Below are 24221 nucleotides of genomic sequence, written 5' to 3' on the forward strand. Positions count from 1 at the left end.
CTCGCGCCGTCGAGAGCACGCTCGACGGCTCCGCGTACGGGTTCGGCCTCGTCGTCGAGCACGACGTCCGCTTCGGCGGGATCGCCCACCACTCCGGCGGCCTGCCGGGCTGGTCGTCGAACATGCGGTGGCATCTGGAGTCGGGCCTGGGGGCCGTGGTCTTCGCGACCGCGAACGGGGCGAAGCTCGCCGCCGCCGCGACGGGGCTGCTCCGCGCCGCCCTCGAGGACACCGCTCCGCCGGCGCGGACCATCACCCTCCTCCCGTCGACCCTCGCCGCGGCCGCCGCCGTCGAGGACGCGATCGTCGCGGGAGACCTCACCCGGGCGGGGGAGCCGGGCAGCGGCGCCCTGTTCAGCCCCAACCTGCTGAGCGATGTGCCGGCCGACGTGCGCGCCCGCCGCCTCGCCACGGCGATCGCGGAGATCGGCGGGCTCGCCGAGGACCCGACCGCGCGGCCGCTGGTGGAGCGGCTGCTCTGGAGCGCCTCCGCGGCGCAGGCGGCCTTCCTCCTGCCGGGCCGCGACGGAGAGCTCGAGTGCCGGCTCGAGACCACGCCGACCGTCCCGGCCCTGATCCAGCGCCTCGAGATCGTCGTGCGCGAGGCTCCGACGGCTGCCCTCCCGGTCGTGCGCTTCTACCGCCCTCGGGCCGGCTAGCGGTCGAAGACGAGGCGCGGACGCGGCGGACCTCGACGCTCCCGCATCGAGAACGGCGGGCGGCCCTCGAGGGGCCGCCCGCCGTCACGCTCCCGCGGTCAGCGGATCGTCGTGCTCGCCGTGTCCGCGTTGCTGCGGATGGACGGGTCGGGCGTCTTCGTCGAGAACGCCGCCGCCAGCGCGGTCGCCGTGCCCGAGACGGCCGCCCTCACCGTGATCTTCTCCGACACGGTCCGCCCGTCCGCCAGGCCGGCCCGCTGGAACACCACGACGTTCCCGACCCTGGTGTACGAGCCTGTCGCAGAGACGAACTGCACACCCGCGGGCAGGACGACCTGCGAGACGACCGACGCCGACGCAGCCGGACCGGCGTTCGTCGTGATGAGGGTGTAGGTGAGCGTCCTCCCCTTCACCGCCGAGGCCGGCCCGGAGAGGTCGACGCGCAGATCGGCCTTCGTCGCGACCTGCTTCGGCGAGACCGTCAGCGTGCTCGTCGCCCGAGCCGTGCCCGCCGAGTTCGCGGCCTGGATGCTGAAGGTGGTGGTCCCGGCCGTGGTCGGCGTCCCGGAGAGGCGCCCGGTCGCGTCGAGGGTGAGTCCGGCGGGCAGTGCGCCGGAGACCAGGGAGACCGACGGAGCGGGCGTGCCGCTCACCGCGTAGCGGAAGTCGTAGGCCGAGCCGACGACGCCGGCCGCGACCGTCCCGGAGAGGGTCGGCGCGACCGTCGGCGACGAGACGGTGACGGTGCTGGTGGTCTCCGCGGAGGCGGTGCCGGCGCGGGCCGTCAGCGTGAACGTGAAGGTGCCCGGCGCGGACGGAGTCCCGGTCAGGCGCCCGGCCGGAGTCAGGGTGAGGCCGGACGGGAGCGCACCGGAGGAGACGGCCACCGACGGCGCGGGGAAGCCCGAGACGGTGTAGCCGAAGTCGTAGGGGGTGCCGACGACGCCCGGCCCGGGGGTACCGGAGATCCCCGGTGCAGCGGCGGCGGGGGAGACGACGACGGTGCTGGTGGTCTCCGCGCTCCCCGCAGCGCTCGAGGCCCGCAGGGTGAAGGTGGAGCGTCCGGCGGTCGTCGGCGTCCCGGTCAGGCCGCCACGATCATCGAGGCTCAGGCCGGCGGGGAGCGTTCCGGAGACGAGCGAGACCGTCGGCGCCGGTGTGCCCGTCACGCTGTAGTCGAAGTCGTACGGGGTGCCCACCGTCGCGGCGGGCGGGTCGCCGGCCAGGGTCGGCGCGACCGTCGTCTCCGCCACGGCGAACGTGTGCGGGGCCCCGACGGTGGCGCCGAAGGGGTTCCGCGCGGAGACGGCGAAGGTGGACGTGCCCGCGGTCGTCGGCGTGCCGGAGAGGACCCCGGACGCGCTGAGGGACAGGCCGTCGGGGAGGGAGCCGGAGGCGACCGCGAACGAGGCGGGGCGGTCGGCCGCGAAGGTGTACGAGGCGGCCGCTCCGAGCGGCCCGGACGCGGGAGGAGCATCCGCCGTCAGGACCGGACGCGGGCCCCGGGCGAGCACGTGATCGGGTCCGGCTGCGAGAGCCGTCGTGCCGGCGAGGCCGGCGGGGAACTGCAGCTGCCCGGCCGAGCTCCGGCCCCAGCCGACGATCGTGCCGTCGCCCTTCAGCGCGAGGCTGTAGTCGGACGCGGCGGCGATCGCCACGACCCCGGACAGGCCTTCCGGCACCGTGGTCTGGCCGTAGTCGACGACGACCGAGTCGGAGCTCGCGCCCCAGGCGACGACAGTGCCGTCCTCCTTCAGCGCGAGGCTGTGGGTCTCTCCCGCCGCGACGGCCACCACGCCCTCGAGCCCCGCGGGGACGTCGGTCTGCCCGTAGAGGTCCCAGCCCCAGGCGACCACCCTCCCGCCGGACACGGCGAGGCTGTGGCGCTGGCCCGCGGCGATGGCCGTGACGCCTCCGAGGCCGGCCGGGACCAGGCCCTCGCCCAGCCCGTTGCTGCCCCACGACGTGACGGTGCCGTCGCTGCCGAGCGCGAGGCTGTTGTCGCGGGAGGACGAGATCGCGACGATCCCGGTCAGCGCGGCACTCCTCGAGACCTGCCCGTCGCCGTCGTAGCCCCAGGAGACGACGGTCCCGTCGCTCTTCAGCGCATGGCTGCTGTAGTCGCCGGCGGAGACCGCGACGACCCCCGTGAGACCGTCGGGGACGCTGGTCTGCCCGTACGACCCGCGGCCCCAGGCGACGACCCCGCCGTCGCCGTTCGCGGCGAGGCTGTGGGTCCGACCCGCGGCGAGGGAGAGGACGCCCCCGACCCCGGCCGGGACCGAGGTCTTCCCGTCGGCGCTGCTTCCCCAGGCCGCCACCCCGAGGACCGGGACGGACGGAGCGGCGACCGCCGCGAGAGGAACGGCGGTGCCGACGAGGAGCGCGACGGCCGCGATCAGCCCGAGCAGACCCCGCCGGAGCCGCCGCGCCGCTCCTGGATCCCGCGGCTGCGACGTGCCGTCCTCGACGGCGGGCGGACGAGGGACGGTGCTGGAGCGCATGTGCTGCCTTCGATCGGGACGGCCCTCATCGGCCGTCCTCGAACCGTGGCACGGCCGTCCCGCCGCTGACAATGTCCTCTAGCGGCCCTGTCCGGAAGAGGGCGCCGCGGAGCTCCGCGGAGGGGACGTAGGCCCGGTCTCACTGCGGCCGAGCGCTCCCGCCGCGGGCCCGTGACGGTCAGCGCATCCCGAGGGACGCCGTCGCGTCCTGACCGCTCAGCGGGGTCGGAACGGGGACCCCGACCCTCCCGCGTACGGGGCGTCCGCCTGGTCGAAGTCCCAGCGGCCCGCGGTGGACGGGCGGACGACGGGGGTCTTCGTCGGGGTCGGCGTCGCCGACGGCGCCGGCGCGGCGGCCAGCCCGGCGTGCCAGCGGAAGATCGCGTCGATGCCGTCCTGGTTCACCCACGACGGTGCGTTGTGGCCGAGCGCGTGCGTCCGGACGGTCGCCTCCCTGGCCGTGGCCGTCGCCTTCTTCACGAGGGCGAGCCCGTGCAGTGCCGGCGGCACGCTCGGGTCCGGGTGGGCCGTGTCGGACACCACCGCGCGGATGTTCGCGCCGGCCCAGGCGGAGGCGGGCAGCCGCTTCGGGTTGTGGGAGTCGATCTGAGCGGTGCTGCCGCCGAAGGCACCGCCGATCGAGAAGCGGCCCCGCGTCGTGCGGTCGTGGGTGTCGCGGAGGTCGTAGACGCCGTTGACCAGGTAGACGCCGTTGATGCCGGGGAAGACCCGCGCGCCGTAGTCCTCGCAGGCGAGCGCACCGCCGGCCGACATCGCCCAGAGGTAGCTCGCGGCGATCGGGAACTGGCCGGAGAGGTAGGCGTAGCCGTTCCGCTGGTGCTTCTGCGCGGTGTCGTTGGTCCAGATCGTGCCGCCGAGCGTCTGGCAGATCGCGATGGCGCCCCGCTCGACGGCGAGCTCGGCCGGGTACGCGAAGACGCTGGACAGCGAGGTGTGGTCGGCCTGCGCGGAGTGGATGAACCAGATCACCGGTACCGTCGCGGCCTGCCGCGGCTTCACCGTCTGCGGCACGAAGATCCGCGCGAGGTCGCCCGCGATCGAGACCGTGAGGACGTCGTAGAGCACGCCGCGGTTCTTCGTCCTCACGTTGATCGTGCGGGTCCTCTCCCCGGGCAGGCCGGGCACGGGGGAGGCGGAGGCGGAGGCGGCCGGGAGCGTCGCCGCGCCCAGAGCGAGAGCACCCGTGAGGGCGCCGCCGATGACGGCGCGCCGCCGGAGGCCAGGAGTTCGAGAGGGGGGTCCTGCGGAATCGTCGGGGGACACGGGAGCTCCTCGTGCAGGGACCGCGGGCCGACGAGGTCGGCGGAGCAGTCCGGGTCGGCGGGGGGGGTGCCCACAACGCTAGCCGGAGGACCGGCCGGACGACCCGTCGATGCGCGCCAGTCGCGGGACGGCGGAGGGACGACGCCGCACGGGCGGAACGTTCGGCGGCTCGGCGACCGCATCGGCTGCGGATCGAGGCGCTGCGGAGGCGAAGGAGAGGCCCGTTCCTGATCGCCCGCCCCGCCGGTTCCGCCCCTTTCGCCCCGTTCGGGAGCGCTTCCCCGCACCGGTCTGGCCCCCCGGTGTGAAGGCTCCCAGGTTCCTCGCGCTCGTCGGCGGACCGGTGCCAGCGTGAAGGGACCGAGAAGCAGAAGGAGAAACGATCATGACTCTTCGACGAACTCTTGCCACCCTCGCCCTCACGGGCGCCATCGCCTCCGTCGGCGTCGTCGCTGTCGCGACGCCCGCCTCCGCGGCCGAGGTCGCGAACGGACAGTACGTGAACGCCGCGAACTACGCGTGCGGAGCCCAGGAGGTGGCCACCGGCGCCACCCTCGGACCCGAGGGCGTTCTGCGCCAGCGCGCTCTCGTCTTCCGCAACTGCGGGTCGAGCACGGTCGAGCGCAAGGCCGACATCATCGCCGACTTCGACGGCAGCTGCTACTCCGTCGCGCCGGGCAAGGCCCGAGTCCTCGACGCGCTGTTCGTGGCGGCGGGACGCAACACCTACCGCGCGTCCAAGGCCTGCTGAGGTCGCGTGCTCCGCTGGAGGGGCGGGTCGGGGACATCCCCGGCCCGCCCCTCCAGCTGTCCGGAACGACCACGCCGTCCGAGCCGTCCTCCCGCCGACCCGCCCGCGGATCACTCCAGCACAGGCCCCAGCTCCGCCAGGACCTCCGCGACCCGGGCCCGCGCCCGTGCGCCGAGCCCGCGGACCGGACGCGGGAGGCAGCGCGCCTCGGCGAGACCGAGCTGCTCCGCCATCGCCGCGACCACGCGGTAGCTGCCGCCGTGCTCCGAGAAGAGGTCCCAGACGGGCTGCAGGCGCGCCGATCCCGCGATCGCCGCCGCCTCGTCGCCCGACTGCGCCGCCCGGGCGATCGGCAGCGCCGTCCGCGGGAAGAGGCCGCCGATCACCGAGTACCAGGCGTCGCAGCCGCCGAGCAGCCCGCGCGCACCCGCGGCGTCCCCCGAGACCCCGACAGTGACCCCCTCCGGCACCCGCGCCCGGATCTCGCGGACGCGCGCCGCCGCGGCACCCGGTCCCTCCGGCACGCCGGGGATCTTGAGGGAGGCGACCTGCGGCAGCCGGGCGACGGCCCCGTAGAGGTCGTCGGAGAAGGAGAAGCGCGTCGTCCCGGGGTTGTCGTACACGACGAGCGGCACCGAGAGCTGAGCCGTCACGTCCTCGTAGAGCCCGAGCACGTCCTCGTCCGTCAGCGGCTGGTAGCCGAGCGGCGCCAGGAGCACCGCGCTCGCCCCGGCGCTCTGCGCGTCCTCGGCGAGCGCCAGCACCTGCGAGGTGCGCAGCGCCCCGATCCCGACCACGACCGGCACCGGGCCGGCGCTGCGGACGGCGATCTCGGCGGCGCGCCGGCGCTCGCCGCGGTCCAGGTACGGAGCCGAGCCGGTCGAGCCCAGTGCGCCGATCGAGTCGACTCCCGCCCGCGCGAGCCGCTCGACGAGAGCGGCGAACGACCGCTCGTCGATGCTGTCGTCGCGGAGCGGAGTGAGGGGGAAGGCGCTGAGTCCGGTGAGCACGTCGGTCCGTTCGCTGGGGGCGGGAGGGGCCCGGCCAGTCTCCCCGGCGGCAGGGGCCCGGTCGAGGCCAGAACCGCCGGGGGCCGGGGGACCAGCCGTCACTCCGCGTCGAGCACCACTCGGGAGTGGAGTCCGAGCCGGTCGAGGAACGCCTCGTCATGGCTGACGACGACCATGCCGCCCCGCCAGGCGGCGAGAACGTCGACGAGGTGGTCGGTCGTGGCGAGATCGAGATCGTTCGTCGGCTCGTCGAGCACGAGCAGCTGCGGAGCGGGCTGCGCCAGCACGAGCCCGGCGAGCGCGACGCGGAACCGCTCGCCGCCCGAGAGCGACGCGATCCTCCGATCGACCACGTCGCCGCGCACCAGGAGCCGCGCGAGGGCGTTCCGCAGCTCGACCGCCGGACGATCCGGCGCGGCCCGGGAGACGTGCTCCCGCACGGTGGCCTCCTCGTCGAGGAGTCCCTCGCGGCGCTGGGGGAGCCAGCCGACCCGCTCCGTCAGCGCTCGGGCCGTGGTGCCGGCGAGCGGATGCTCCCGCGCACCCGGCGCCCCGACGAGGTGCTCGAGCAGGGTGGTCTTCCCCGTCCCGTTCGCGCCGACCACCGCGATCCGCTCCGGCCCCTGCAGCACCGTCGTCCGGCCGCGCACCGTCAGCTCCGCCAGGCGGCGCCCGGCCGCGACCCCGGGGTCCGGCAGATCGAGGCGGACCCGGTCGTCGTCCCGGACTGCCCGCGACGCGGCGTCGACCTGCTCGCGCGCCCGCGCCTCCGCGGCGCCGTGCCCGGAGCGCAGCCGTCCCGCGGTCGCCTCGGCTCGTCCTCTCCGCGCGTTCGCGAGGATCGCGGGCATCGACTCCGCCGATCGCGCCCCCGCCCGCGCGCGGCGGGCGATGGTCGTCTCGGCCTCGATGCGCTGCCGCCGCTCGGCGCGGAGAAGCCGGTCGGCGTCGCGCAGATCGCGCTCGGCGGCCGCCTGCTCGAGGGCGAGCCGCTCGTCGAACGCCGAGAACGTCCCGCCCGAGGTGCGGACCGCCCCGTCGCGCAGCTCCGCGATCTCGTCGACGTGCTCGAGCAGCTCCCGGTCGTGACTGACGAGCACGAGCGTCCCGCGCCACCGGTCGACCAGGTCGAGCAGAAGCCCTCGGGAGCGCCGGTCGAGGTCGTTCGTCGGCTCGTCGAGCACGGCGATCGGCCGGCCGCGCAGCCGGACGCCGGTCACGGCCGTGAGGACGGCCTGCCCTCCGGAGAGGGTCGCGACCGGCCGCAGCAGGTCCGCCTCCTCCAGGTCGAGACCGGCGTCGCCGAGTGCGGCGAGCGCCCGGGCCTCGAGGTCCCAGTCGTCCGCGAGCACCTCGAAGTGCCGCGGATCCGCGTCGCCGCGGAGGATCGCGTGCAGCGCGTCCAGGCGCGGCCTGATCCCGAGGAGATCGGCGACGGTGTCGTCGGGCCCTCGCCGGAGGCGCTGGGGAAGCAGGTCGACGGGACCCGTCGTCGAGACGCTCCCGGCGGTGGGGGAGAGGCCGCCCGTGACGAGTCGGACGAGGGTCGATTTGCCGGCGCCGTTCGCGCCGACGAGACCGGTGCGCCCGCGGCCGAACGCCGTGGTGACGCGGTCGAGGACGACGGAGCCGTCGGGCCAGGCGAACGTGCAGTCGTGGAGGACGACGGCGGGCGGGGTGGTGCGGGAAGTGGAGGGCACGGTGCTCCAGGGGTCGGTGTCGGCGCACGACGACCACCGGGCTCCGAGGGAGCAGCGGCTCGCCCCTGAGGGGCGGGCACGGGGGACGTCAGTGCGAGAGCAGCTGCTGCGTCGTGGACGCAGTACCGGTGCTGGAGCGCAGGAGTCCGTCTTCCGTGCGGGGAGCCCCCGTGACCGCGAGCCGCTGGATCGGCCGGTGTGGCGGCCGCACCGACGTCGCGGCTCGCGACGGGGTACCCGACGACCGTACGTGCCCGTCGATACGCGCGCAACCGTGATCGCCTGCTCGTCCGCGGCCTGCGTCCCTCGGCGCCGTCCCGCGGCTCGCGGCGGACGGCTCTCCCCCCACGGCGGGACGGCCGGACCGCCCGGGTGTGCACGCTGCTGCCCACCGGTCGAGGGGGTCGCCGGCGGGCCCTCCCGTCGCCGGGCCCTCACTACGCTGAGCCCATGGTGACCATTCGCGACGTCGCGGCCGATGCGGGGGTGGCCCGCAGCACGGTGTCCTACGTGCTCTCCGGCAACAAGAAGCTCCCGGAGGCGACCCGCCTGCGCGTGCTCGCGAGCGTGGAGCGGCTCGGCTACCGGCCCGACCCGATGGCGCGGGCCCTGGCACTGCGGCGCACGAACATCCTCGGCTTCTTCGCCTCCGTCGATCCGGAGTCGCGCCAGACCGACGTCGACGTCTTCATGCGCTTCGTGCGGGCGGCGATGTACGCGGCCCGCGCCCGCGGCTTCGACCTGCTGATGATGGGCACGGGCGAGGGGGAGCTGGCGCGCGACGTCCTCGCCGATGCGCTCGTCGTGATGGACATCCGCCGGGACGACCCCCGGCTGCCGGTCCTCGCGAGCATCGGCCTGCCGACCGCGCTGGTCGGCTACCCGGGCGAGGGCAGCCCGTTCAGCGCGATCGACCTCGACTTCGACGGCGCGGCGCGGGTCGCCGTCGACCACCTCGCCGACCTCGGGCACGTCGAGATCGCGGTCCTCGGGATGGGCCCCGACGCCTACGAGAGCGGCTACGCCTTCGCCCTGCGGTTCCGCGAGGGCTTCCTCGACCAGTGCCGCCTGCGCGGCGTGCGGGGAGCCGTCATCCCCAGCACCGACGACGTCGACGACTGGTTCGAGCAGGCGCAGGAGCAGCTCCCCGGCCTGAGCGCCGTGGTCACGCACGGGCCGGGCGTGCTCGAGCCGTTCCTGCAACGCCTCAGCGGCCTGGGCCTGCGCGTCCCGGAGGACTGCTCGATCATGACCATCGCCCCGGAGGCGGTGATGCGGCACGCCGACCAGCCGGTCACCGTGGTGGACCTGCCCGGCGACGAGATGGTCTCGCGGGCGGTCGACCTGGTGCTCGACGAGCTCGCCGGCACCGCGACTCCGGGAGTGACGGAGCTGCTGCCCGCGGTGGTCGTGGACCTCGGCACCACCGCGCCCTTCTCGCCGGGCACCAGCCGGGGCGTCGTCCCCTCGTGGCGGCGGGCGCGCGGCTGACGTCGACCGGGTCGCCGGGGGCGTTCCCCGGGCGATCGGTGAACCGGTTCTCCGAAATCTATTGAACCGGTTCTCCGACTCGGTTAGGCTCGCCACGACTTCCGGACGGACCGCCTCAGCGGGCGCCTCCGGAGGGTCTTCCCGGCGCGAGCGCTCCGCTCGTCCCGACCGTATTCAGAGAGGAATACCGTGAAGAACAGCATCCGACGGGCCGCAGGCGCCGCCTCCCTCGTCCTCATCGCCGGAGTCGCCCTCAGCGCGTGCAGCGCACAGGGAGCGGGCGACGACTCGTCGAAGTCGCTCACTCTCTGGGACAGCTTCACCCAGTACGACGCGTCCTCCCCCTACGGCCAGCTCCTGGCCGGCTGCGAGGCCTCGACCGGGATCACCCTCGAGCGAACCTCCGACCCCGACCTCACCACCAAGCTCCTGCAGTCGGCCGCGTCGAAGACCACGCCGAACCTGGTCGTCCTCGACAACCCCAACGTCGCGAAGTTCGCCGACACCGGCCTGCTCGTCGACAACGCCGCCTCCGGGCTCGACACCAGCGACGTCCTCCCGAACGTGCTCGCCGCCGGCCAGCTGGACGGGAAGACCTACGGCTCGTCGATCGGCTCGAACACCCTCGCGCTCTTCTACAACAAGGCGCTCTTCGAGGCCGCCGGCGTCACTCCGCCGACGACCTGGGACGAGCTGACCACCGCCGCGAAGGCCCTCACCGCGGGCGACGTCACCGGGCTCGGCTTCTCCGCGATCGGCACCGAGGAGGGCACCTTCCAGTTCCTGCCCTTCTTCTGGGGCTCCGGTGCGACCCTCGAGGACATCTCCTCCGACGACGCCGTCTCGGCGCTCGCACTCTGGACCGACCTGGTGAAGAGCGGCTCGGCCTCGCAGGCGAACGTCAACGCCAACCAGCAGGACGTCCGCGACCAGTTCCTCGCGGGCAAGCTCGGGATGATGGTCAACGGCACCTGGCAGCTCTCCGCCCTCGACGAGGCGGGCATCGACTACGGCGTCGTGCCGATCCCGGCGAAGGACGGGGGGGCGGCACCGAGCCCGCTCGGCGGCGAGTTCGTCGAGGTGGTCGCCTCCGACGCCGCGAAGCAGACGCTCGCCACGGAGTTCGCGCAGTGCGTCATCCAGCCCGACAGCCTGAAGGCCTGGGCGGCCGGCCAGTCGTACATCATGCCGTACGCCGACGCGGCCGCCGAGCAGGCGACCGAGGACCCCGCGCTCCAGCCGTGGGTGGAGGCCATCTCGGTCGCGCAGGGACGCACCAGCGACCTCGGCGTCGCCTATCCCGACACCTCGAAGGCGCTCTGGACCGCGATCCAGGAGTCGCTGACCGGCTCGAAGACGCCGCAGGCGGCCCTCGACGACGCCGCGGCGAGCCTGAAGTAGCGGCCGCATGACCGACCCCGCTGTGCTCACGGCGCCGGTCGCGGGCGGGGCGGCCACCAGGCCGCCCGCCCGCCGCCGACCCCGCTCCCACCTCCGCCTCGCCGCCGCAGCCTTCATGGCGCCCGTGGTGATCTTCCTCGCCGTCTTCTTCGTCTACCCGATCATCCGCGGCGTCGTCCTCAGCCTCCAGGACTTCGGACCGTCGTCCTTCGTGACCGGGATCGCCCCCTTCGTCGGCTTCGACAACTACGTCACGGTCGTCACCGACCCGATCTTCGCGAGCATCGCCTGGCACACCGTGGTCTTCACCGTGGTCTCGCTGGTGGGCCAGTTCACGATCGGCATGGCCCTGGCGCTGTTCTTCAGCCGCCGCTTCCCGCTCTCGGCGACGTTCCGCTCCCTCATCCTGCTGCCGTGGCTCCTGCCGCTGATCGTCTCGGCGACGGCCTGGCGCTGGATCTTCGACCAGCAGTTCGGCATCCTGAACGCCGCGATCGGCACGCCGGTCGGCTGGCTGACCGATCCGTCCGTCTCGCTGTGGGCGGTCATCATCGCCAACATCTGGCTGGGCATCCCGTTCAACATGGTGCTGCTGCACGGAGGCCTGCAGGGCATCCCCGAGAGCCTCTACGAGGCCGCGGCACTGGACGGCGCCTCGCGCTGGCGGTCCTTCTGGAGCATCACCTGGCCGCTGCTGCGACCGGTGACCTCCGTCACGCTCCTCCTCGGCCTCGTCTACACGATCAAGGTGTTCGACGTCATCTGGATCCTCACCAAGGGAGGCCCGGCCAACAGCTCGCACACCCTCGCGACGTGGGCCTACGAGCAGTCCTTCACCGACCTGCAGTTCGGAGTCGGAGCGGCGGCCGGACAGATCCTCGTGATCGTCGCCCTCGTCTTCGGCGTGATCTACATCCGCGCCCAGCGCAAGGAGGACCTCGGATGAACCGGCACACCACAGGGCTGCGCCGCGGGATCGACGTGGTCATCGCGATCGTGCTCTGCGGCTTCCTCCTCTTCCCGCTCTACTGGATGGTCAACGTCTCGCTGACCAAGCCGCAGAACCTGATCCAGACCCCGCCGAGCCTGTTCCCCGGCGACCCGACCCTCGACGGGTACGTGCAGGCGTTCTCGACGCAGCTGCCGAACCTCATCACGAGCCTCGTGATCTCGATCGGCTGCGTGATCCTGACGCTGGCGATCGCCCTGCCCGCCGCTTTCGCGATGGCGAAGTTCCGGGTGCGGGGGACCGGCGTCGTGATGTTCGTGTTCCTCCTCGCCCAGATGATCCCCGGGATCGTCCTGGTCACCGCGCTGTTCGCGATCTACAACGCGCTGGGGCTGCTCAACACCTATCCGGGCCTGATCCTCGCCGACGCGACCGCCTCCGTGCCGTTCGCGGTGATCATCCTCCGGGCCTTCATGCTCGGCATCCCCGACGAGCTGATCGAGGCCGCGCGGATCGACGGTGCGAGCAACTGGCGCTCCTTCGTCTCGATCGTCATCCCGCTGAGCCGGAACTCGATCGTGACCGCGGGCCTGTTCTCGTTCCTGTTCGCCTGGGCCGACTTCCTCAACGCGAACTCGCTCACCTCGGGCAACAGCATCGTGCCGTTCACCCTCGGCCTCTACCGCTACATCGGATCGACCACCACCAACTGGAACGGGATCATGGCGACCGCCGTGGTCGCCTCCATCCCGGCCGCCGTGCTGCTGATCGTGGCCCAGCGCTACGTCGCCGCCGGGGTCACCGCCGGCGCGGTCAAGGACTGAGCGCCGTGCCCGACTCGAGGAAGCAGGAGCACATGGACACCGACGCGTTCGCGCTCGAGGGGGACCGCCTCGTCTGGCGCGGCGACGGCGAGACCGTCGTCGTCGAGCCATGGGGGAGGGACAGCGTCCGGGTCCGCGCCCGCCGGTCCGGGGAGGTCCTCGACACCGACTGGGCGCTGATCGCCCCCGAGCGCCACGCGCCGGAGGTCTCGATCGAGGGACCGCGGGCGACGCTGCGCGCCGGCGGCATCACCGTCGTCCTCGAGCAGCAGGAGGGCTACGGGTACCAGACCGGCTACCACGAGCTCTCCTGCTCCCTCTCCTTCTACGACCGTCGGGGGGAGCTGCTCTTCCGGGAGCTCGGGAGCGGGGGAGCGCTCAAGCTGCGCGCCCGCGAGCAGCGTCCGCACCTGGGCGGCGACTTCCGGCTGACCGCGCTGTTCGAGACGTCCCCCGACGAGAAGCTGTACGGGATGGGGCAGTATCAGCAGGACATCCTCGATCTGAAGGGCTGCACGCTCGAGCTCGCGCACCGCAACTCCCAGTCGAGCGTCCCGTTCGTGCTGTCGAGCCGCGGCTACGGGTTCCTCTGGCACAACCCCGCGATCGGCCGCGCGACTTTCGCAGCCAACCGCACGGAGTGGTCCGCCGAGTCCTCCCAGCAGCTCGACTACTGGGTGACCGCGGGGGAGACCCCGGCCGACATCACCCGGGCCTACGCCGACGCGACCGGGCACGTCCCGATGATGCCCGAGCACGGCCTCGGCTTCTGGCAGTGCAAGCTGCGCTACTGGAACCAGGAGCAGCTGCTCGAGGTCGCCCGCGAGCACCGGCGCCGCGGCCTGCCGATGGACGTGATCGTGGCCGACTTCTTCCACTGGCCGCACATGGGCGACTTCCGCTTCGAGGAGGAGTTCTGGCCGGATCCGTCCGCCATGGTCGCCGAGCTGCGCGAGCTCGGGATCGAGCTGATGGTGTCGGTCTGGCCGCAGGTGTCGGTCGAGTCCGAGAACTACATCGCGATGAAGAAGGGGAACCTCCTCGTCAAGGCCGAGCGGGGCCTGGACCTGCACATGCAGTTCGAGGGTCCGAGCGCGTTCTACGACGCGACGAGCCCCGCCGCCCGGAGGTTCGTCTGGGAGGCGTGCCGGCGCAACTACGGCGAGCACGGGATCCGGCTCTTCTGGCTCGACGAGGCCGAGCCCGAGTACGGCGTCTACGACTTCGACAACTACCGCTACGCCGCCGGCCCCGCCGTCCAGGTCGGCAACCTCTACCCGCAGGCGTTCTCCCGCGGCTTCTTCGAGGGGCAGAGCGAGGGCGGGGAGACCGCGATCGTCAACCTCGTCCGCACCGCGTGGGCGGGCAGCCAGCGCTACGGCGCGCTCGTGTGGTCGGGTGACATCCACTCGACCTTCGCGGACCTGCGCCACCAGATCACGGCCGGCATCCACATGGGCGTCGCGGGGATCCCGTGGTTCACGACCGACATCGGGGGCTTCGCCGGGGGAGACCCGTCGGATCCGGAGTTCCGTGAGCTCCTCGTGCGCTGGTTCCAGTTCGGCGCGTTCAGCCCCGTGATGCGCTTGCACGGCGACCGCGCGCCGTCGGCCCCGGTCACGGCCGCCGACGGGAGCCGCCGCGCCGCGACCGGAGCCGCGAACGAGGTGTGGAGCTTCGGCGAGGAGGCCACGCCGATCCTCACCCGCCTGCTGCATCTGCGCGAGACCCTGCGCCCGTACACGCGCGAGGCGATGCGGGAGGCGCACGAGCTGGGCCAGCCCGTGCTGCGCGCGGTGTTCCACGAGTTCCCGGGGGACCCGGAGGCCTGGGATCTGGCCGACCAGTACCTCTTCGGCTCGGACCTGCTGGTGGCTCCGGTCACGCACGCCGGAGCCGTCTCCCGACGGGTCTACCTGCCCGCCGGGGCGCGGTGGACGGAGCTCTCGACGGGCGCCGAGCACGAGGGCGGGCAGTGGATCGTCGCCGACGCGCCCCTGGCCGTCATCCCGGTCTTCGCGCGCGACGGTCGGCAGGCGCACCTCGTCGGGCAGCTCTGAGCGGAGGCTCCCCGCTGTCCGGAGGTTCCGCCGCGAGGAGCGCCCCCGCGTCAGCCCGTCCCCTCGAGCCAGAAGTCGACCGCGTCGGGGGACGGGCGCCCGGCGACCCGGACGACGTCGCCGAACTCGAGCACGCTGTCCGGATCCTCCTGGACGGCCGGCCACCGCTCGCGGCCGGCGGCGTCCGGATCGCCGTGGGAGACGAACGCGAGCCAGCGCGCGGTCATCTCCTGCTCGAGCCGGCGGTCGACGTCCGTGTAGTCGGCGTCGCCGTCCGCCCCGAGGTTCCCGTACGCGTACATCACCTCGGCGCCGTGGTACGCGCCGAACCGCTCGAGTCCGCTCTCCGGGGGAGTGCGCGTGAAGATGTAGGCGTGGACGCCCGCCCGCCCGGTCCGGGCGGCCGTCAGCGCCCAGAGCCGCATCGGGGCGGTCATCGTCCGGTCGCTGTCGGCGCGCAGCCGGGAGTCGACGACCTGGTCCTCGACGGCACCCGGGTACAGCGCGAGGAAGCGGTCCGCGTCGTCTCCGTGCTCCCGGCGCACCTCCTGCTCGTAGGCGTCCGGATCCGGGTCGACGTCTCCCAGCAGATCGAGCGAGGTCTCGTCGGAGTTGCTGCCGAGCAGGAGGGGGACGTCGTTCTGCCGACCGGCCTCGTAGACGGCGAGCGGCGTGTCGGGGAGGACGACGCTGTCGATCGAGGGCCACCAGTGCTGCGAGAGGCCCGCGGCGGCCGCGACGATGCGCTCGGCCGGCAGGGCTCTCATCTCGGCGAGGCTCGCCCCGCCGAGGGCCTCGCTCAGGCGCGCAGCCGCCTGCCGTGCGGTGGCGGCGTCGTCGTAGAGGTCGCCGGCCTCGCGGTCTCCCGCCGACCCCAGGCATCCTCCGCTCTCCCCGATGATCCCGTGGAGGAGGCCGGCGGCGAGCGGCGAGGCCCCGAGGATGCAGGCGCTGCCGGAGCCGGCGGACTGGCCGGCGACCGTCACCCGCCCCGGGTCCCCGCCGAAAGCGGCGATGTTGTCCTGCACCCACTGCAGAGCGGCGACCTGGTCGAGCAGTCCCTGGTTCCCCGGGGTGCCGCCGCCGAGCACATCACCGGCGAGGAATCCGAGGACGCCCAGACGGTAGGCGACGGTGACGACCACCGCGCCCCGGGAGGCGAGCGCCGCGCCGTCGTAGGCGGGGAGGGCGCCGGACCCCGAGACGAACGCGCCGCCGTGGACGTAGACGAGGACCGGGCGGGAGTCGCCCGCTCCGCCGGCCGGCGTCCAGATGTTCAGGCGGAGGCTGTCCTCGTCCGTCGCGTACCCGCCGAGGAGCGTCTCCTCCAGCGGCAGGTCGAGCACGCGGGTCGCCGCTCGGGAGAGGAACGTCGACTCCGGCTGGACGGCGGAGGGGCCGAAGTCGTCGGCCACGAGGGTCGCCGACCGCTGCGGGGCCGGGCGGGGCGCCTCCCAGCGCAGCGGGCCGACCGGGGGAGCGGCGTAGGGGATCCCCGCGAAGGCGTCGACCCCGGCGGCGGCGTCGTGCACGCCGACGACGTCGCCCTGCCGGGTCGTGACCGGGGCGGTGTGCGGACCGGCGAGCGTCCGCGTCGCCGGGAGAGGACCCGCGGCGAGGGCGACGGCTCCGACGAGCCCTGCGGACGCGACCCAGGCCGCCGTACGCAGCATCCGGTGCCGGTGCCGCCAGCTCCTCGAGACGGCCACGATCAGGACCGCGGCCGCCGCGACGACGAGCCACCCCCACCACTCCGCCCGGTTCAGCCAGGCGAGGACCGCCCCGATGAGCACGACGGTCGCGGCCGGCAGCCACCGGGACCGTCGCCGTCGAGGTCCGGGCATCTCAGGTTTCGATACGGTATGCATTGGAAACGAAACGTACTGAAAAGGCCCACTCGGCGCAAGGATCCGCCTAGGCTGGGGGCGTGGTCCCAGGCGAGCAGGCTCCGGTTCGGCGGAGGAGCGAGACGCGACGACGTCTCCTCACCGCGGCCGCCGAGCTCTTCGAGAGCACGGGCACCATCGGCCAGCGCGTCGAGGACATCTGCGCGCAGGCGGGCTTCACCCGCGGCGCGTTCTACTCGAACTTCGCCGGGGTCGACCAGCTCTTCCTCGCACTCCACGAGGAGCAGGCCGCGAGAGTGTGGGGGAGCCTGCAGGAGGCCCTCGACGTCCAGCTGCAGGAGGAGCACCGCGCGGCGACCCTCGACGGCGCCGTCCGCTCCCTCCTCGACGGGCTCCCGTCCAGCCGCGAGTGGTTCTCCCTGCGGTCGGTGCTCCTGGCACGCGCTGCCGCGGACCCGGAGTTCGCCGAGCGGATGATGATCGACGACGACCGCGTCTCGCGCGAGCTGGGCGAGCGCTTCGCCGCCCTCGCCGCCGTGCACGGCCGCGTCCCCGCCGTCGAGTCCGCCGTCCTGGCGAAGGCGGTCGTCGCGGCGCACGTCGGGTCGGTGAGCCAGTGGCCCGTGGACACCAGTGCCGAACTCACGCAGCGCATGGTCGTCGCCGCGGTGATCCGAGGCCTCACCGTCGAAGCGCCCGGTCTGCCATCGGAGCGCGGCGGCGATCGATGACGTCCTGTCGCAGGAGCGTTGAGGGGAGCCGATCGCCATCCCTGCAGAACGGGACTTCGGTCGAACTGACATAATATCGGTTATTGGACTACTCGATATGATGTCCGGAGAAGTCAGTGACGACCTATCCGGCCTGTGCATTCGTGCTGAGGACCCGTGCAAGGCTCGTCCCGCCTCGAGCGCTGAGAGCGCGAGTCGGCCTCCACCAGGCGGCGCTCCGCTTACTCGTTGCAGAGGGCCGGCTAGCGGCTGAGATCTCCGCGATCAGCGCGCTGCTTTTGTCTCCGGCCGCGGCGCGGTACTCATTGGAAAAGGAAGGTCCATGACACACGTGGTGTCGTGGGCCCCTCTCCATTCTCAGCTGGAGAACTTGTCTCAAATGATGCTCCCCGTGGAGGGCGAGTCTCACCAGAGCGACCGTGACCGCTCCAGGAACACCGCGTGGACAGGACGGCGCTGGGAGCAGCCCGTTCGGGAGACACAGTGGCGACCGATCCGTCCTCCTGCTCGTTTACGCTGAGACGACCATGAGCCACCCGATGTTCGGCACCTAGCCGCTCGCCGACCTGAATGACGTCTCAGGGTTCCCATCGCGTGGATAGTCATCCCTGTCGCGAACTCAAGTCAGGGATCTGCACGAAGCGACGAATGAACCATGCCTAGCTTGCCCCGCACCTCACCACTTCAGCGGATGACCGTTCCAGGCCGCTCCACCTCCGCGAACCGGGTCTGGGCCCACGTCCCCCACGGAAGTGAGCCCTTCAACGATCGATCGCCGCAACAGGCAGGAGCAATCCGCCGACGGATCGCGGCTCATCCCCTCGCCGCGGACCTCACGTTGGTCATCCTGGTAGGGGCGCTTGGTCTTGCCAGCGGGTTCTCGCAGGTCGACGCGTGGACCTTCGTCTTATCGGAGCCGTGGCCGTGGTACGTGCTCTGGGCCGTCGCGTACGGTGGCCTCGCCTTCCGCCGGAGAGCCCCGGCCCTCGTGAGCGCCCTCGCCTTCGCAGCGCTCCTTGGCCAGTCCGCCCTCGACGGTGTGGACCAGCCGTGGGCGCTTCTCATCGCGCTCTACTCGGTTGCAGCGCACCGCGGACCCCGGTGGGCCTGGGGCTGCTCCGCAGCGGTGGTTGCGATCCTGGGCATCGTGTCGATCGCCACGACCATCCCGGCGGAGGCGCCCGCTATCGCGGCGTTCGGAATCGGTATGGCTGTCCTCCTCGGCCTCAATGTTCGCGGGCGGCGCGCCTACGTCGCGGCACTGCTCGACCGTGCGGAACAGCTCGAGCGGGGGCGAGTGCAGGAAGTCCGTCTTGCCGCAGCCGCGGAGCGCACCCGGATCGCGCGAGAGCTCCACGACATCGTCGCTCACGGGATGTCGGTGATGATCAGCCTCTCCGACGGTGCCGAAGCGGTGGTCGAGCAGGATCCGGAGAACAGCCGAAGAGCCGTGCAGCAGATCGGTGTAGTCGGCCGGGAGGCGCTCTCAGACATGCGGAGGCTGCTGAGCGTTTTGCACGACGGGCAGGAAGCCGCCTCACTAGCGCCCCAGCCAGGACTCGAAGGGCTCGACGATCTGGTCGAGACGTATCGTTCGGCCGGATTGCCCGTCGCCGTCACCCGGGTCGGCGAGCTGCCGTCGTCTCGCGCCGTCCAGGTAGTGCTCTATCGAACCGTGCAGGAGGGGCTGACGAACGCTCTCCGCTATGCGATCGAGCCGGAGCGGGTGACGGTGACGCTTCAGGGAGGTGACTCCGCGAGCGGGGGAGTCATCGTCGAAGTGCTCGACGACGGCAAGGGAACGGCGCCGGCGATGTCGGTTGGGACGGAGCGGGGCCTGGTGGGACTGCGCGAGCGGGCAGCCCTCTTCGGAGGAACAGTGGAGGCTGGTCCGCGGAGCGAGCTCGACGGTAGTGGGTGGCGACTGCGGTTGAACCTGCCGCGAGCTGGTACCGGCCGAGGCGGCGGATCCGCTTCGACGGCAGATACGGCTGGGGAGGTGGAGTGAGCGTGATCACCGTGATGCTCGTCGATGACCAGGAGCTGATGCGGGCTGGGATGGCGATGGTTATTGGTGCCCAGACTGATCTCCGCATCGTCGGGGAAGCCTCGAACGGTCGCGAGGCCGTGGAGCGCGACGCCCAACTGCGCGCAGACGTGGTGCTGATGGACGTGCGCATGCCGGAGCTCGACGGGATCGAGGCTACCCGGCGCATCGTCGCGACCCGCCCGGAGGCTCGCGTGCTTCTGCTCACGACGTTCGATGTCGATGAGTACGCCTTCGGTGGCCTGAACGCGGGGGCGAGTGGTTTCCTACTGAAGGACGCTCCACCGCTGGAGCTGATCGCCGCTATCCGTGCGATCGCGGAGGGGAACGCGATCGTCTCACCGCGGGTCACGCGGGCGATCCTCGATCTGCACCGGGGGAGCTTCCCGGGCCCGGTCACTCCTCGTGAATCGTCGCTGCATCTGCTGTCCGATCGAGAGCGCGAGGTGCTCGTCGCCATCGGTCGCGGGCGGACCAATTCGGAGATCGCGCAGGACCTGTTCCTCTCGGAGTCGACGGTGAAGACACACGTCGGCCGCGTGCTCGCGAAGCTGTCACTGCGCGACCGAGTGCACGCAGTCATCTACGCCTACGAGCAGGGGCTCGTCGAACGCTGATTCCACCTTCGATGAGAGGGACCCAGCACTGCCACCGCTACCGCCGCTGCCCTAGTTCGCACCGCGCGACGCGGATCCGCCGATCTGCAGCTCGGGGGTGAGTCGGTTTCGCCGCAGGGCACCGGTTCCCCCCTCAATGCGAGCGATGAGTAATCCGACCGCCTCGGCCGCAATGGAGGAGAGCGGCTGCACGACGGTAGTCAGAGTCGGCCAGTACACCCTCGACAGCTCCCCGCCGTCGAAGCCCGTGACGAGGACGTCGTCGGGGACGTTGAAGCCCTTCTCCCGCAGCCGCGCGATGAGGCCGACCGCGATCTGATCGGAGCCGGCGACGATCGCGTCGGGCAGCGGGCCGGCGGCGCAGAGGTGCTCCGCCGCGCTCAGCCCGCTCTCGACACTGAATTCGCTGCGGAACGTCGCCCCGACCTGGATGTCGTGGCGTCGTGCGAGTCGATGGAAGCTCTGCCACCGCTCGACGCCGCTGGTCGTCGCGTCATCGGTCCCCGCATATCCGACCGAGGTCACGCCCTGCTCGACCAGGTGCTCGAACACGAGCTCGAGCCCGACCTCGTTGTCGACACCGACGAAGTCGGCCACGGGCCTGTCGGTCGCCCTGTCCACGAGGACGACGGGAATCTCGTCCGGCAGGTTGACGATCGACGGCATCGACGCGGTGCGATCAGCGACGACCACGAGGACCCCGTCGACCCGGCGATCACCCATCACGCGCAGGCGGCGGACCTCTTCATCGACGAAACCATGGGAGTCGGCGAGGAGCAGCTCGAAGCCCACGCGGCCGAGCTCCTCCTCGACGGCGTCGATCAGCTGCGAGTAGAAGGGGATGCTGATCACTGGAACGATCATGCCGACGAGGCGGCTCGAGCCGTCGCGGAGCGCGCGCGCGATCGGGTCCACGCGGTAGCCGAGCTCCGCAGCGACAACCCGCACGCGGTCGACCATCTCACGGGACACGCGAGGCTTGCCCGCGAGCGCCCGCGAAGCCGTGGCGATGGAGACGCCGGCGCCAGCCGCGACCTCGGCCAGTGTGACATTGGACTTCACTGAACGAACCTCTCTCGGCCTCTCTACGAGGAATCCGGGTGGTAATCTTCCCGGCAAGTAAACGATTGCATGAAATTTACCAGCGCAGGGAGGTCGTGAATGCCGATTCCGGTCATCCTCGACTGCGACCCGGGCTGCGACGACGTGTTCGCGATCTGGCTGGCCGCCGCCCACCCCGAGATCGACCTCCTCGCCATCACGACCGTCGCCGGAAACGGCACGATCGAACACACCACCCGCAACGCCCGCAGCGCCTGCGCGGTGGCCGGCGTGCGGGGGGTCCCGATCGCAGCAGGCGCTGCAGGCCCCCTCGCTCAAAAGCTGAAGACCGCTGACTGGATTCACGGAGGAAACGCCCTCGGCGGCATCGACCTGCCCGAACCCGACGTCCCACTCGACGATCGAGACGCGCTCGAACTCCTGGGTCAGGTCCTCTCCGCAGCGGACCAGCCCGTCACCATCGCCGCGACCGGTCCGCTCACCAACATCGCAACCCTCTTCCAGGCGTATCCGGAGCTGCTCGACAGGATCGAGCGCGTGGTGTGGATGGGCGGAACTACCGGGCGGGGCAACGTCTCCCCGTACACCGAGTTCAACGCCTCCACCGATCCGGAGGCGGCTCGGATCGTACTGACCTCCGGCGTCCCTTTCACCATGGTGGGCCTCAACATCACGCATCAGGCGCTGATCACCCGGGAGGTCCGCGCAACGATCCGTTCGATCGGCACGGAGACCGCCCAGATCGGTGCAACTCTGCTGGAGCGCTTCTCCTCGGCCTATGACGCGTTCGGCGACATGCCGGATGGGCCGCTCCACGATCCTGTGGCCATCGCTCTGATCGCGGACCCCACCGTGGCGACGACCGCCCGTACGCGGATCGACATCGAGCTGATCGGCGAGAGCACGCGCGGAGCCACCGTCGTCGACCTCCTCGAGCTCACCCATCGCCCGAAGAACGCGACCGTCGCTCTCGACCTGGACGTCGACCTCTTCTGGAATCTCATCGAGAGCGCGATCCGCTCCCTGAACTGACCCAGCGCGATCCGTATCGGCGGAATCGCAGCAATCGTTTACGCGCCGTTGCAGGTGCTTCTCCCTGTCCTTGACAGGTCTTCCGCGACCCGCTTCCATGACGGAAAACGTGCGCAATCTGTTTCCCGTTCTGTGAAACGTCTTGCACGATCACCCCGTCCGCAGCGCGGCAGATGAAGGAGTCACCATGGAGAAGATCATTCTGGATTGCGATCCGGGACACGATGACGCGATCGCGATCCTGCTGGCGGCGGCGAGCCCCGCGATCGACCTCCTCGGCATCACGACCGTTTCCGGCAATCACACCGTCGACAACGTGACCCGCAACGCACTCTCGGTCTGCACCGTCTTCGGCATCGAGGTCCCCGTTGCTCGAGGATCTGAGCGGCCGATCCTGATCGAGCAGGTGATCGCGGAGGAGATCCACGGGCCGACCGGCCTCGACGGGCCTTACCTGCCGCCGGCGTCCTTCGACCTCGACCCCCGTCACGCGGTCGATTTCATCATCGACACGGTCATGGCCCACGAGCCGAAGACCGTCACCCTCGTCCCGGTCGGGCCATATACGAACATCGCCCTGGCGGCCCGGAAGGAGCCGCGCATCATCGACCGGGTCAAGCGCGTGATCGCGATGGGCGGCAGCTACACCCGAGGCAACATCACGCCGGCTGCGGAGTTCAACATCTACGCCGATCCGGAGGCCGCGCACATCGTCTTCGATGCTGGATGGCCTGTGACGATGATCGGCCTCGATCTCACGCAGAGCCAGGCTCTCGCCACTCCCGAGCTCCAGGACCGTGTGCGCGCGATCGGCGGGGGGGTCAGCAAGTTCGTCTTGGACACCTGGGATTTCGTTCACACGACGCACTCGGGCCTGCTCGACATCCCGTACCCGGCGATCCACGACGCCTGCTGCGTCGCTGCCGTCATCGACCCGTCCATCATCACCGTGCAGAAGGCGGACGTGCGAGTGGAGCTCACGGGCCGGTGGTCCAAGGGCCAGACCATCGCGAACTTCGAGAGTGCCTCCGGGATGCGTCACTTCGGCGGCACGGCGAGCGAGCAGACCGACTACCGCACGGACGTCGCGATCGACCTCGACTGGGCGAAGTTCGCCGACCTCATCGTCGCCTCGGTCACGCAGCTCACCCGCTCCTCCGTCTCGTCCTGATGACCTCCATTCACCCCACCTCGAAGGGAACACCCATGAACACGAAGCGGTACAGCCTCATCGCCGCGGCTGCCGTCCTCGCCCTGACCATGACCGCCTGCAGCGGTCAGGACAGCCAGGGAAGCGAGAGTGGCGACGCGACCAAGTCCGTCGCGAACATCGTCCCCGGCCCGCTCGGGGATCAGAGCTTCTACGACGATGCGGAGAGCGGCATCGCGCAGCTCAAGGCTGATGGGTACACGACGACGACCCTCCAGGGCGACGCGAACAACCCGGCCCAGTGGAAGGCCAACCTGCAGTCGGTCTCCACCGGGCAGAACAGCGTGGTGGTCATCGGCAGCTCCACCGCCTCCGACACCATCGAGAGCGTCGCACCGAGCTTCCCCGACCAGCACTACATCTTCTACGACGGCGACATCGATGCGCCGAACGTCGCCTCGCTGACCTACAAGCAGAACGAAGGCTCCTTCCTCGCCGGTGTCCTCGCCGCTCTCGCCACCACCAACACCGCCGACTTCCCCCTTGCTGAGGGCAGCAAGAAGGTCGGCCTCGTCGGAGGCATGGACATCCCGGTCATCAACGACTTCGCCGTCGGATTCAAAGCCGGTGTCGAGGCCGTCGACCCCAGCATCGAGGTGCTCGTCAGCTTCGTCGGATCCTTCAGCGACTCCGCAAAGGGCTACGACCAGGCGACCGCGATCTTCGACCAGGGCGCGGACGTCGTCTATCAGGTCGCAGGCGGCGCCGGTGTCGGGGTCCTGCAGGCCGCGGCCGACGCCGACAAGTACGCGATCGGTGTGGACAGCAACCAGAACGCTTTGCAGGAAGGGCACATCCTCGCCTCGATGCTCAAGTACGTCGGTGAGTCCATCGTCCAGGCCATCGAGGCGGACGCGGACGGTTCGCTCGTCTACGGTGACGTCACCTCCTACGGCCTCGCCAACGACGGCATCGGCCTGACCTTCGACGACAACGGCGGCATCGTCCCCGACTCGGTTATCACCGACATCGAGACCTACAAGCAGAAGGTCATCGACGGGACGATCACCGTCCCGAGCGGCTTCTAGCCGCTCCGGCGGCG

The 24221-nt window shown here is 71.5% G+C and carries 18 protein-coding genes and 1 pseudogene; 13 read left to right on the plus strand and 6 right to left on the minus strand.

Translation table 11 applies throughout. The features are described from left to right. A pseudogene (locus C5C27_RS17900) lies at nucleotides 1-659 on the plus strand (hypothetical protein); the annotation flags it as partial. 98 nt (nucleotides 660-757) lie between these two features. Here C5C27_RS17900 and C5C27_RS04255 read toward each other — a convergent pair. Together C5C27_RS04255 and C5C27_RS04260 are read right to left on the minus strand one after the other, a co-directional pair. Continuing rightward, on the minus strand, nucleotides 758-3163 hold the full coding sequence (locus C5C27_RS04255) for a putative Ig domain-containing protein (RefSeq protein WP_104313703.1): 2406 nt from the start codon (nucleotides 3161-3163) through the stop codon (nucleotides 758-760). 216 nt (nucleotides 3164-3379) lie between these two features. Then, on the minus strand, nucleotides 3380-4447 hold the full coding sequence (locus C5C27_RS04260) for a hypothetical protein (protein WP_104313704.1): 1068 nt from the start codon (nucleotides 4445-4447) through the stop codon (nucleotides 3380-3382). Between the two features lie 385 nt (nucleotides 4448-4832). Here C5C27_RS04260 and C5C27_RS04265 point away from each other — a divergent pair, with 385 nt between their 5' ends. Beyond that, on the plus strand, nucleotides 4833-5198 hold the full coding sequence (locus tag C5C27_RS04265; protein WP_104237440.1) for a hypothetical protein: 366 nt from the start codon (nucleotides 4833-4835) through the stop codon (nucleotides 5196-5198). 110 nt (nucleotides 5199-5308) lie between these two features. Here C5C27_RS04265 and C5C27_RS04270 read toward each other — a convergent pair whose 3' ends face one another. Together C5C27_RS04270 and C5C27_RS04275 are read right to left on the minus strand one after the other, a co-directional pair. Next, nucleotides 5309-6208 carry a dihydrodipicolinate synthase family protein gene (locus C5C27_RS04270; protein WP_104313705.1) on the minus strand — a complete coding sequence of 300 codons (900 nt, stop codon included), beginning with the start codon at nucleotides 6206-6208 and terminating at the stop codon, nucleotides 5309-5311. A 98-nt stretch (nucleotides 6209-6306) separates the two neighbouring features. Then, nucleotides 6307-7908, minus strand: a complete 1602-nt coding sequence (locus tag C5C27_RS04275) for an ABC-F family ATP-binding cassette domain-containing protein (RefSeq protein WP_104313706.1) — start codon at nucleotides 7906-7908, stop codon at nucleotides 6307-6309. Nucleotides 7909-8358: 450 nt separating this feature from the next. Here C5C27_RS04275 and C5C27_RS04280 point away from each other — a divergent pair, with 450 nt between their 5' ends. From C5C27_RS04280 to C5C27_RS04300, 5 genes are all read left to right on the plus strand, one after another. After that, a complete protein-coding gene (locus tag C5C27_RS04280) occupies nucleotides 8359-9399 on the plus strand; it encodes a LacI family DNA-binding transcriptional regulator (protein WP_104222050.1) in 1041 nt (346 codons plus the stop codon). A gap of 189 nt (nucleotides 9400-9588) precedes the next feature. Beyond that, a complete protein-coding gene (locus C5C27_RS04285; protein WP_104222048.1) occupies nucleotides 9589-10800 on the plus strand; it encodes an extracellular solute-binding protein in 1212 nt (403 codons plus the stop codon). A 7-nt stretch (nucleotides 10801-10807) separates the two neighbouring features. After that, complete coding sequence (locus tag C5C27_RS04290; protein WP_104225253.1) at nucleotides 10808-11746, plus strand: carbohydrate ABC transporter permease; 939 nt, start codon at nucleotides 10808-10810, stop codon at nucleotides 11744-11746. Beyond that, a complete protein-coding gene (locus tag C5C27_RS04295) occupies nucleotides 11743-12573 on the plus strand; it encodes a carbohydrate ABC transporter permease (RefSeq protein WP_104313707.1) in 831 nt (276 codons plus the stop codon). Before C5C27_RS04290 ends, C5C27_RS04295 begins: the two co-directional genes overlap by 4 nt. Nucleotides 12574-12605: 32 nt before the next feature. After that, a complete protein-coding gene (locus C5C27_RS04300) occupies nucleotides 12606-14633 on the plus strand; it encodes a TIM-barrel domain-containing protein (RefSeq protein WP_104237511.1) in 2028 nt (675 codons plus the stop codon). A gap of 50 nt (nucleotides 14634-14683) precedes the next feature. Here the strand turns inward: C5C27_RS04300 and C5C27_RS04305 are convergent, their stop codons facing one another. Next, nucleotides 14684-16477, minus strand: coding sequence for a carboxylesterase/lipase family protein (locus tag C5C27_RS04305; RefSeq protein WP_219813132.1), 1794 nt, complete (start codon nucleotides 16475-16477; stop codon nucleotides 14684-14686). A gap of 83 nt (nucleotides 16478-16560) precedes the next feature. On the opposite strand from C5C27_RS04305, the gene C5C27_RS04310 reads away from it, so the two are divergent. The 3 genes from C5C27_RS04310 (at nucleotide 16561) to C5C27_RS04320 (ending at nucleotide 19875) form a co-directional block, all read left to right on the plus strand. Next, nucleotides 16561-17211 (plus strand): TetR/AcrR family transcriptional regulator, encoded by a 651-nt coding sequence (locus C5C27_RS04310; RefSeq protein WP_104313709.1) that lies wholly within the window; start codon nucleotides 16561-16563, stop codon nucleotides 17209-17211. Between the two features lie 838 nt (nucleotides 17212-18049). Then, nucleotides 18050-19219: a sensor histidine kinase gene (locus C5C27_RS04315; RefSeq protein ID WP_181133441.1), complete on the plus strand. Its 1170-nt coding sequence runs from the start codon at nucleotides 18050-18052 to the stop codon at nucleotides 19217-19219. A 14-nt stretch (nucleotides 19220-19233) separates the two neighbouring features. After that, nucleotides 19234-19875: a response regulator transcription factor gene (locus tag C5C27_RS04320; protein ID WP_219813134.1), complete on the plus strand. Its 642-nt coding sequence runs from the start codon at nucleotides 19234-19236 to the stop codon at nucleotides 19873-19875. Between the two features lie 51 nt (nucleotides 19876-19926). On the opposite strand, the gene C5C27_RS04325 is transcribed toward C5C27_RS04320, so the two are convergent. Next, nucleotides 19927-21111 (minus strand): LacI family DNA-binding transcriptional regulator, encoded by a 1185-nt coding sequence (locus tag C5C27_RS04325; protein WP_146079601.1) that lies wholly within the window; start codon nucleotides 21109-21111, stop codon nucleotides 19927-19929. Here C5C27_RS04325 and C5C27_RS04330 point away from each other — a divergent pair. The 3 genes from C5C27_RS04330 (at nucleotide 21082) to C5C27_RS04340 (ending at nucleotide 24207) form a co-directional block, all read left to right on the plus strand. Then, nucleotides 21082-21969: a nucleoside hydrolase gene (locus tag C5C27_RS04330; RefSeq protein ID WP_219813133.1), complete on the plus strand. Its 888-nt coding sequence runs from the start codon at nucleotides 21082-21084 to the stop codon at nucleotides 21967-21969. The two genes, C5C27_RS04325 and C5C27_RS04330, sit on opposite strands and share 30 nt — an antisense overlap. A gap of 187 nt (nucleotides 21970-22156) precedes the next feature. Continuing rightward, nucleotides 22157-23140 (plus strand): nucleoside hydrolase, encoded by a 984-nt coding sequence (locus C5C27_RS04335; RefSeq protein WP_104313713.1) that lies wholly within the window; start codon nucleotides 22157-22159, stop codon nucleotides 23138-23140. Between the two features lie 35 nt (nucleotides 23141-23175). Next, nucleotides 23176-24207: a BMP family protein gene (locus tag C5C27_RS04340; protein ID WP_181133443.1), complete on the plus strand. Its 1032-nt coding sequence runs from the start codon at nucleotides 23176-23178 to the stop codon at nucleotides 24205-24207. Nucleotides 24208-24221: the final 14 nt, after the last annotated feature.

Source organism: Rathayibacter sp. AY2B7 (assembly GCF_002931635.1).
Taxonomy (GTDB): Bacteria; Actinomycetota; Actinomycetes; order Actinomycetales; family Microbacteriaceae; genus Rathayibacter.